This window comes from Myroides indicus (genome assembly GCF_004364575.1).
In the GTDB taxonomy this organism is placed as follows: domain Bacteria; phylum Bacteroidota; class Bacteroidia; order Flavobacteriales; family Flavobacteriaceae; genus Flavobacterium; species Flavobacterium indicum_A.
In genome coordinates, this window is sequence record NZ_SOAG01000031.1 from 24,219 (window position 1) to 33,743 (window position 9,525).

General features: G+C 32.2%; 9 protein-coding genes and 1 pseudogene. 6 read left to right on the forward strand and 4 right to left on the reverse strand.

What is annotated here, in order from left to right; all coding sequences use genetic code 11:
• Positions 1–298: 298 nt before the first annotated feature.
• Genes C8P70_RS11860 through C8P70_RS11875 form a run of 4 tightly spaced genes read left to right on the forward strand, consistent with a single transcriptional unit; the run spans position 299 to position 5,203 of the window.
• A complete protein-coding gene (locus tag C8P70_RS11860) occupies positions 299–2,263 on the forward strand; it encodes an LTA synthase family protein (RefSeq protein ID WP_133713533.1) in 1,965 nt (654 codons plus the stop codon).
• The gene (locus C8P70_RS11865) at positions 2,253–3,137 is read left to right on the forward strand and encodes a diacylglycerol/lipid kinase family protein (RefSeq protein ID WP_133713534.1); all 885 of its coding nucleotides are present in this window, start codon (positions 2,253–2,255) and stop codon (positions 3,135–3,137) included. The genes C8P70_RS11860 and C8P70_RS11865 overlap by 11 nt, the downstream gene beginning before the upstream one ends.
• 1 nt (position 3,138) lies before the next feature.
• Entirely contained in the window at positions 3,139–3,822 is a 684-nt protein-coding gene (locus C8P70_RS11870; protein ID WP_133713535.1) for a response regulator transcription factor, read from the forward strand.
• 55 nt (positions 3,823–3,877) lie between these two features.
• Positions 3,878–5,203 carry a sensor histidine kinase gene (locus C8P70_RS11875; RefSeq protein ID WP_166666224.1) on the forward strand — a complete coding sequence of 442 codons (1,326 nt, stop codon included), beginning with the start codon at positions 3,878–3,880 and terminating at the stop codon, positions 5,201–5,203.
• 516 nt (positions 5,204–5,719) lie between these two features.
• On the opposite strand, the gene C8P70_RS11880 is transcribed toward C8P70_RS11875, so the two are convergent.
• The 4 genes from C8P70_RS11880 to C8P70_RS11895 form a co-directional block, all read right to left on the reverse strand.
• Entirely contained in the window at positions 5,720–6,046 is a 327-nt protein-coding gene (locus C8P70_RS11880) for a 2Fe-2S iron-sulfur cluster-binding protein (protein ID WP_133713537.1), read from the reverse strand.
• A 67-nt stretch (positions 6,047–6,113) separates the two neighbouring features.
• Complete coding sequence (locus C8P70_RS11885; protein ID WP_133713538.1) at positions 6,114–6,344, reverse strand: thioredoxin family protein; 231 nt, start codon at positions 6,342–6,344, stop codon at positions 6,114–6,116.
• A 17-nt stretch (positions 6,345–6,361) separates the two neighbouring features.
• Positions 6,362–7,261, reverse strand: a complete 900-nt coding sequence (locus C8P70_RS11890; RefSeq protein WP_133713539.1) for a dihydrodipicolinate synthase family protein — start codon at positions 7,259–7,261, stop codon at positions 6,362–6,364.
• A gap of 22 nt (positions 7,262–7,283) precedes the next feature.
• Complete coding sequence (locus tag C8P70_RS11895) at positions 7,284–7,784, reverse strand: cupin domain-containing protein (RefSeq protein WP_133713540.1); 501 nt, start codon at positions 7,782–7,784, stop codon at positions 7,284–7,286.
• Positions 7,785–7,884: 100 nt separating this feature from the next.
• Here C8P70_RS11895 and pdxR point away from each other — a divergent pair, with 100 nt between their 5' ends.
• Both pdxR and C8P70_RS14340 read left to right on the forward strand, forming a co-directional pair.
• Positions 7,885–9,306 (forward strand): MocR-like pyridoxine biosynthesis transcription factor PdxR, encoded by a 1,422-nt coding sequence (pdxR, locus tag C8P70_RS11900; RefSeq protein WP_133713541.1) that lies wholly within the window; start codon positions 7,885–7,887, stop codon positions 9,304–9,306.
• An 89-nt stretch (positions 9,307–9,395) separates the two neighbouring features.
• Positions 9,396–9,525, forward strand: a pseudogene (locus C8P70_RS14340) (IS982 family transposase); the annotation flags it as partial.

The following is a 9,525-nucleotide window of genomic DNA, read 5'->3' on the forward strand; positions in this document are numbered from 1 at the left end:
GTTCAGAGTTAAAAAACCATGAAATGCTTTCTCGTTTTTGACAAGTACTCAAAACTTAAAATGGTCAACTCAATTCCCTACTACCTTTTTAAAATTCATTTATAATTTTATTACCAATATCTTGAAATCTGTAATTTTCGCTAATTAAGATTAAAAAACAGTTGAGATATCGTTCAACTAATCTGTACATCCTGACAGAAAATGACTGCATATTATAAAACTTAAGATTCGCTTAAGATTGATATTCCACCTTTTACAAAACTCTACTACAAAATATCTTTGTTCAAAATTTATAACCATGTTTAAGGATATTTCAAAAAACCGCTACAGTATCTTATTGTTTTTCAGTTCATTATTTATACTGATTTCTTTTCTTTTGAGAATTGTATTTTTAGTATGGGTTAAAAATGATTTTGATTGGGGAATAACCAGCTTGCTACTTACCATTTTGTTTGGATTACTATATGATATTAGCATTGTAAGCTGTTTTACATTAATTATAACCTTATATTTTGCAGTATTACCCAATAGATATATAAACTCCTTTTTTGATAAAATATTCATATACTTTATCTATACTCTTTATTTGGTAATTATCTATTTCACTTTTTTTGCAGAAGTAACCTTTTGGGATGAATTTAAAAGTAGATTCAACTTCATTGCAGTAGATTATCTGATTTATACTTATGAAGTCGTTAAAAACATTCAAGAATCATACCCTCTGCCTTTATTAATCGGAGGAATTATTTTAATTACCTGCATTACCATTTTAGTGACAAAAAAAAGGAAATACTTATTTTATACATTTCATAGCAGACCTACTCTGATTCAAAAAATCGGTGTTTTTATTTTTAATCTGCTTATAGCGTCAAGTACATTGTATTTTTTAAATAACGATACAAGCTCAATTTCAGAAAACCGCTATAACAATGAAATATCTAAAGCCGGAATATTTTCGTTCTTTTCAGCATTTAGAAACAACCATTTAAAATATGACGAGCACTATACATCTATTTCCATTGAACAAGCTTTTGTCATAGTAAAAAATGAATTACAAGATTCTAAAACTATTTTTGATCAAGAGTTTAAAAATCCTTTGCGAAGAACTATTCTGGCTCCAAATCCCACACAGCCGGAACAGAAACCAAATGTCATTTTCGTTTTAATGGAAAGCATGAGTGCTTCATTTTTACAAGAGCAATTCAATGAAAAACCAATTACACCTAATTTAAATAAATTGGCTGACAACAGTATTTACTTTTCTAACATGTACGCCAACGGAACACGTACAGTACGCGGAATGGAAGCCGTAATATTATCAATTCCTCCTACTCCAGGACACAGTATCGTAAAGCGCGTTGACAATCAAAATCTATACACGATCTCAAACGTTTTTAAAGAAAAAGGATATCACAACATGTTTTTTTACGGTGGGGATGGTTATTTTGATAATATGAATGCTTTTTTTGGCGGGAATGGTTTTGACATTTACGATCGAGGTCGTGGAAGTATCTTAAGCGATAAAATAAATACACATCGCTATAACATCAATGATGACGAAGTAACATTTGAAAATGCTTGGGGAATCGCTGATGACGATATTTATCGAAAAGTTATAAAAGTAGCCGATCAACAATACTTAACAAAACAGCCCTTTTTTGCTATGGTCATGTCTACTTCAAATCATAAGCCCTATACTTATGAGGATGGTAAAATCGATATTCCTTCAGGTACAGGAAGAGCTGGTGCGGTAAAATATTCGGATTATGCTATTGGTGATTTCTTAGCAAAGGCAAAGGAAAAACCTTGGTTTAGCAATACCGTTTTTGTATTTATAGCAGATCACTGTGCCAGTAGTGCTGGCAAAAATGCTATTGATGTAAAAAATCATCATATTCCTGCATTTATCTATAATATGAGAAGTATTCCAAACCAGAAGATTACGAAAGAGGTTTCACAAATAGATATTTTCCCCACCTTATTTTCTTTATTAAATTGGAACTACACTTCTCAGTTCTACGGGAAAGATATTTTTGATCCGGAATATAATACTCGTTCTTTTATAGGAACTTACATTAAATTGGGAATGAAAAAAAATGAAGATGTAATTATACTTTCAGATCAAAAGAAAATTAATCAATACAAATGGATTAAGGATAGTTTAGATGAAACTAAAATGGATATCGGTTTTGAACAATCTATTATTTCTAATTATCAAACGGCAGATTATTTATTTAGCAACAAATTATTAGATGAAAAATAGCATAATCTTTATTATTAATCCTATTGCAGGAAAAGGGAAAGGAAAGGATATTGAACCCATAATACAGCAATTTTTTACTGATAAGCATTTACCAATACAAACGCACTTTACCAAAAAGGCTGGTCATGCAACAGAGCTAACTAAAAGCATCCTGCCTTTAAATCCAGCAATGATTGTTGCTTGCGGAGGAGATGGAACAGTTAACGAAGTTGCTCAAGTATTAGTAGGTACTGATATACCGCTGGGAATTATTCCTATTGGCTCAGGAAATGGATTAGCTGCCAATCTTTTAACACCTGTTTCTATTGAGAAAGCCCTTAAATCAATAGTAAATCAAAAAGTAATTTCTATTGATGTAGGTAAAATTAATAGCAACTACTTCTTTAGCAATATAGGATTTGGGATTGACGCAGCTGTTATTGAAAAATATGCTCAATCAAAGAAAAGAAAACTATGGGGATACATTATTGCCTCTATTAAAGTTATGTTTTCATATAGCCCGCAAACCTTTACCATAACCTTAGAAAATCAAAAAGAATTAACAAACGATTATTATTTTCTGTTTTGTTCTAATTCAAACGAAGCAGGTTACGGCATTTCTTTTACACCTAATGCAAAATTAAATGATGGAAAACTAGATCTACTTGCTATAAAAAAGCTTAATTTTATAGAACAGATTCAGTTTTCAATCTATACTTTAAGAAAAAGAATAGACAAAGTAAAAAAGGCAGATATTTTACAAATATCCTCCGTTACATTTACTAATATAAAAATGAAAACTATAGTTCAAATTGATGGAGAAGCTGTTGTATTACAAGACAAAAATATATACGTATCCGTTTTGCCTAATTCGTTAAATGTAATAATACCTTAGTATGAGTACAGCAAAAGTTTTGATGGTAGAAGACGAAATGGGAATCGCTCATTTTATAAAACAAGGATTACAGGAAGAAGGTTTTTCTGTGATCCATTGTTTAAGCGGTAAAGAGGCTTTAAATATCATTGATAAACAATTGTTTGATATCATCCTATTAGATTGGATGATGCTGAATATTTCTGGTTTGGAAATATGTAAAACTATAAGACAGTCGGCAAATAAAAACAGAAGCACTCCTATTATTTTTCTCACAGCAAAAGATACGGTTCAAGATACTATTGAAGGGCTAAATGCAGGCGCGAATGATTACATAAAGAAACCGTTCGCGTTTGACGAACTCATTGCAAGAATTCAAGTTTATTTGCGAAATAACTCAAAACCCAATCGCATTGCTTTAGGCAATATTGAGATAGACAGCAGCACTCATCAGGCATTTTTAAACGGTAAATTGGTAGATTTAACCTTAAAGGAATTTCAACTATTATTCTATCTGTTTAACAATAAAAACCAAGTTTGCTCCCGAAGAGAAATCATCAAAAACATTTGGGACATTCATTTTGAATATGATACGAGTGTTATTGATGTTTTTGTAAACGCAATCCGCAAAAAATTAAACTTAAAAAAAGATGATCCGCGTTTACATACAGTTCGCGGTCTAGGCTATATTAGTAAAGATGTTTAAAAATTTATCCTTAAAAAATAGAATTGCCCTTTTTTATAGTTTCACATTTTCTATTGTGTTGCTAGTTATTTTTGCGTTTATTTATTATACTGTCAATTACGGAATAAACAAAACATTATATGAAATACTGAAAGAAGAAACTGATCACCATTTTGACTATGTTTTACACGAGCCTACATTAGAACATTATGTTCATCCACATGAATGGGACGAAGTAGAACATACTGATGTTGCCTTAAATCCCGTTTTCATCGCTATTTACAACCAAGAATTTCAATTAGTCGAAAATTCGCCCAATTTGGTTCAAAACAAATTAGAGTGGAATAAGAATCAAAAAGAAAACACTCCCTATCTCGCCAATTATAATACTGTAGAATTATTAATTTCACAAACTAAATTAATTCATCATGGCGATGTTGTTGGATACTTGGTTGTGGGGGTTTCAACTAAACATAATCAACTCGCATTAGGTTATTTAAAAACGGGGTTAATGATTCTTTTTCCAATTTCTGTAGTTATGATCTTTATTTTTGCCAGACTAATTGCCGGACAATCTACAAAACCAGTTTTTAGCATTATAAAGACCGCCAAAAAAATTACAGAAAACAATTTATCAGAACGCATTACCCTTCCTAAGAATAAAGATGAACTATATCTGCTTTCAATAACAATCAATTCTCTGGTAGGACGTTTAGAAACTCAATTACAAAAAGCAAAACAGTTTTCTGCTGATGCATCACATGAATTAAGGACTCCGCTGGCTGTTGTAAAAGGAACTTTAGAAATATTGATTCGCAAAAAAAGAACCATAGAAGAATATAATGAAAAAATTAATTATACCTTAAAGCAAGTAGAACGTTTAGAGCGTTTGGTAGAGCAGTTCTTAGTATTATCTCGTGTTGAAAATAATAGTATAGAGTTAAAACCTTCTACATTCGAAATCAAAAAAGAAGTTTTAAATTCAATTGAACGCTTTCAGGTATTATTAGAAGAAAAACAAATTTCGGTTTTTACATCTGATATCTGTACTCACACTACTGAAAACTTCAAAGAATTATTTGAAATTATAATTGACAACATTTTGTCCAATGCTATTAAATACTCAAATTTTAAAGGTAAAATTACGGTATCTTCTTTCATAAAAAACAACATATATTTTTTATCTTTCCAAGATAATGGAATTGGAATAGATGAGAAAGAATTACAAATGATACAAAATCGTTTTTATCGAATAGATGATAATAACTCAGCCGATACTATAGGAAGTGGTTTAGGTTTAAATATAGCCACACAATTAGCCGATATTTCAGATATTCAATTAAAAATAGAAAGCCAAAAGAAAATAGGTACTGTCATTTTTATTGGTCTTAAAATAAAATAGTCATCAACGATCAATTCTCAAGTCGGCATCTTATTTCATTCAAATCACAATAGATTTATATCCTTATAAACAAACGGTTTTTACATGTTTTCAATAGTTTTAAAAATCTAAATAATTCTTTTAAAAAAACAACCTTACACTACAAATGCTGATTTCTTAAGCTATGGTAAAAAAAGATAGTTTTGAAGAAACTGATTAAACCACAGAATTTTACAAAAAAAATCGAAGAATGTATTCCTATTTACAATTAAACACAGATAATTTAAAATACTATTATAACATTAAAACTCCTGCATACTATAAAATGCCAAATATTACAATGGTGCAGAATTGTTTCATTTACGAACTCAACGAAAAAGTCTTAATTCATAATAAAACAGAAGAAGCTATTTTTTTCATTTATAAGATGTAAAGACTTAAATCCGTCCAAGTCATTGAAAACTTAAAAGTGTATGACAAGCTGATTACAGATAAAGATCTGATATAAAATGGGATTAGTTCCCTATTTATCTCAACCTAAAATTCATCGTAATTTATTGTAATGCACTCACTTACAGGAACTGCTACGCACGGCAAAATCAATCCTTGCTGTATATGAGTTTCCGATAATACAAAATTCCTTTTTAAACGCACTTCTCCCTCTTCCAATCTACAAACACAAGTACCACAAGTACCTCTGCAACAAGAATGAGGAGCAGCAACCCCGGAATTAAGCAGTGCATCAAGTAAAACAGTATTTTTATTCCACTTTATATTTTGAATATTTCCGTTTAATTTCAATATAACTTCAGTATTATCCGAAGAGCCTGTCGTTGTACTGACTTCTTTTTTATGTGATTCCATATTTCTTGTAAAACATTTTTTTATAAAGCCCGAAAATTACTTGAAGTAATTTTCAGGCTTTAAATAATTATCTTAAATCTTTGATTGAAGCGCCAAAATTGATATGTAATACATTTCCGTTAGGTAAAACTAATGCAGGAACAGATTTTACACCTGCTTCTTCCGCATCTTTTACTTTTGTTTTATTTTCTCCTAAATGGATTACTTGAACTTCATTTTCGGGTATGAAATTTAAAATATCCTTTTCAGCACTTACGCAAATTGGACATCCTGCATGATAAAAAATTGATTTTGTCATTTGATTTTATACTTTAATTAATACTGATACACTTCGTCTTTTATTGCTAAAAGCATTTTATCCAATTCCGCTATTTCCTGTTCACTAAGTGGTTTTAAAGGGCTCTTAAAGTTTCCTCCGCCTACTCCTAGTAAGTCCAAACCTGCTTTTATAGAGCGCGGCAAGCCTTTTGCTACAATAAATTTCAACAGATCAATCTGTTGATAAAATATTTTCTGAGCTTTCACCATATTATTTTCCTGCACGGCATTATAAAGAGCAATATTAAGTTCAGGTATCAAGTTAGGAGCTGCAGTACACCATCCATTCGCACCTGCTGAAAAAGCAGCTAATGCTAAAGGGTTAGATCCATTAAAAAATGCTACCTCATCACCTAATTCTTTTCGCAAATAATACATGCGCTGAATATCTCCCGTACTCTCTTTTATCATGGTTACATTGGGGATTTGCAGTAAACGCTTTAACAAGGCTGGCGACATATCAACACCACTTGTAGCAGGATTGTTATATACCATAATGGGTATAGAAATTTTAGAAGCAACAGTATCATAGTGTTTTATAATTTCTTCGTCTGTAAGCTTCCAATAACTCATTGGAATAATCATTACTGCAGTAGCTCCTGCTTTTTCTGCAAATTGTGCGTGATACACCGTTTTTTCCGTAGTAAGATTAGAAACACCTACCAAAGTAGGTACTCTTCCGGCTACCTGTCGGATACAGGTTTCGGCTAGTTCTTCTTTTTCTCCGTCATTTAAATAAGGCATTACACCTGTACTTCCCAATGGAGCAATACCATGAGAACCTGCCGTTACCAAACGTTCTACCTGTTTTTTAAACAAAGGGATATCAATATTCTCGCTACTGTCAAAGGGTGTCACCGGATAAGCGATTACACCTTTAAATGTTTCTTTATTCATTTTACTATAAAATCATTAAAAATTAAAAATCTCTGCCCTCTTCTTCACGCAATGCAACACCTAAATTTTGGAGCTGCGGAGCATTTTCACATGCAATATATTTTGCAGATTGATCGTCGCTTAAATTTTGGTGCTGATGCCAAGCCCATGATGGAATGTAAACAGCATCGCCTGCCTCCCATTCAACAATTTCATCTTCTACACGTGTCCACCCTTTCCCTTCAATCACATACAATACCGTTTCATAAGTATGACGGTGTAAATGTGTTTTCTGTCCCGGCAGTAAGCCCCCAATAGTCATACTTACATTTTTACTAGGGAGATCTACAAAGAAGACAGGGTGTTTACGTTCTTCTGAAAACTGGTTATGTACACCAGCATTTTCAACATTCTTGTGAATAACATGAGAAGGTTTCACAAATGTTGGTCTTGCAAAAGTCTGATGAAAATCTTTAGAACTAAATTGCTTTTGTTCTGTGTGAATTGTCTTTTTTACTCCTGTTGATGTTTCTAATTTTGACATAATTGAAAATAATTTAATGTTTTTGCACTATTGCAATACAAAAGTATCATACCTTTGGACTATTAATATGATACAGTTTTAATAAAATTAAATAGTCCAGATGTTAAGAGGTTGGAAATTTGAAATACAATTAGACGAAAAATCAGATAAACCAGTTTATCTGCAAATAGCTGATGCAATCATCAAGGATATTCATTCCGGCAGATTAAAGGCAGGTGATGCACTCCCGGGAAGCAGAAATCTAGCGCAACTTTTAAAAATCAACCGAAATACCGTTGTAGAAGCTCTGAATGTACTGATAATAGAAGGCTGGCTGTTTTCTAAAGAGCGACAAGGAACTTTTGTATCTGATACATTGCCTGATTTTACAGAAACACAAAAAAACATTCCTATATCGCGCTCCATAAAAGAGCACTCCCCTAAACATTATTCAATACAATTCGATGACGGACATCCAGACAGTAAAATTGCTCCTATTACGGAATTAGCCAGAGCATACCGTCAAATATTCAATCAAAAAGCGCGGTGGCAGATGATGGGATACAGCAATGAACTGGGTGATTTAGAATTTAGAAGATCTATTGTTCAAATGCTTAATCATCAAAGAGGTATGCAAATCAACGAAGAAAATGTCTGCATCACACGTGGCAGCCAAATGGCAATGTATCTTACATCACAATATTTATTTACTAAGAACGATAATATAATCGTTGAAAATCCGGGATATAAACCTGCCTGGATGGCTTTTGAAAATGCCGGCGCAAAATTATTGCCCGTAAGCGTGGATAAAGATGGTTTAAACATTGCTGACGTCATTTCGTATCTCGAATCTGGTAAAAAAATCAAGGCGATATACGTTACACCTCATCGCCAATATCCTACCACAGCAACGATGAGTTTAAAAAGGAGATTAGAATTAATAAGATTATCAAACGAGTACAACTTTACAATTATTGAGGATGACTATGACAATGAGTTTCATTTTGGTTATCGCCCGGTTTTACCTCTGTCTAGTTTTGCGGAGCTCAAAAATTACGTTTACATTGGCACCCTAAGCAAAGTGGTTGCGCCTGCTTTGCGTATAGGCTATCTAGTGAGCAATAATAGCACTTTGATTGAAAAAACCGGCAATCTGCGAAAAATTATCGATGTTCAAGGTGACAGTATTATGGAAAAAGCAGTTTTACAGCTCATCAAAGGCGGAACAATAAAACGACATATTAAAAAAGCAACGCATCACTACAAAGCCAAGAGAGATTTTATGGCAACTATTCTTGAGAAGTATATCAAAGATAAAGCTTCTTACACCATTCCTGAAGGCGGTTTAGCTTTTTGGATTATTCCGAATAAGCAAGTAGACTGGATACTAATATCAAAAAAGTTAAAAAGCCAAGGCATAAAAATTATTACACCTGATGCTTATAGCTTTTACCAAACTGTAAATGGTATAAGATTGGGGTACGGCTCGCTTTCTGAACAAGAACTAGAAAATGGAGTTATTGCTTTATCTAAATTATTATAATACCCGTTGTGCATTATGAATTAAAGAAGAGAAAAGTTGTTCATTTGATTTAAAATCAGTAAATTGAATTAACTACAAAACCATTTACAATGAACAACTTAGGTGCAAATTACGAAAGAATTTTGGAAGTTTTACGAAAAATATCAAATGAAAATTTATTGCCCTACCAAAGACGAACACCAAAATTGAAGGATTTGGAATTGATAAGTCTTGCTTTAA

Bases quoted from the DNA above. Each gene is read 5' to 3' on its own strand.
- C8P70_RS11860 (WP_133713533.1), top strand. From the start codon at position 299: ATGTTTAAGGATATTTCAAAAAACCGCTACAGTATCTTATTGTTTTTC.
- C8P70_RS11865 (WP_133713534.1), top strand. From the start codon at position 2,253: ATGAAAAATAGCATAATCTTTATTATTAATCCTATTGCAGGAAAAGGG.
- C8P70_RS11870 (WP_133713535.1), top strand. From the start codon at position 3,139: ATGAGTACAGCAAAAGTTTTGATGGTAGAAGACGAAATGGGAATCGCT.
- C8P70_RS11880 (WP_133713537.1), bottom strand. From the start codon at position 6,046: ATGGAATCACATAAAAAAGAAGTCAGTACAACGACAGGCTCTTCGGAT.
- C8P70_RS11885 (WP_133713538.1), bottom strand. From the start codon at position 6,344: ATGACAAAATCAATTTTTTATCATGCAGGATGTCCAATTTGCGTAAGT.
- C8P70_RS11890 (WP_133713539.1), bottom strand. From the start codon at position 7,261: ATGAATAAAGAAACATTTAAAGGTGTAATCGCTTATCCGGTGACACCC.
- C8P70_RS11895 (WP_133713540.1), bottom strand. From the start codon at position 7,784: ATGTCAAAATTAGAAACATCAACAGGAGTAAAAAAGACAATTCACACA.
- pdxR (WP_133713541.1), top strand. From the start codon at position 7,885: ATGTTAAGAGGTTGGAAATTTGAAATACAATTAGACGAAAAATCAGAT.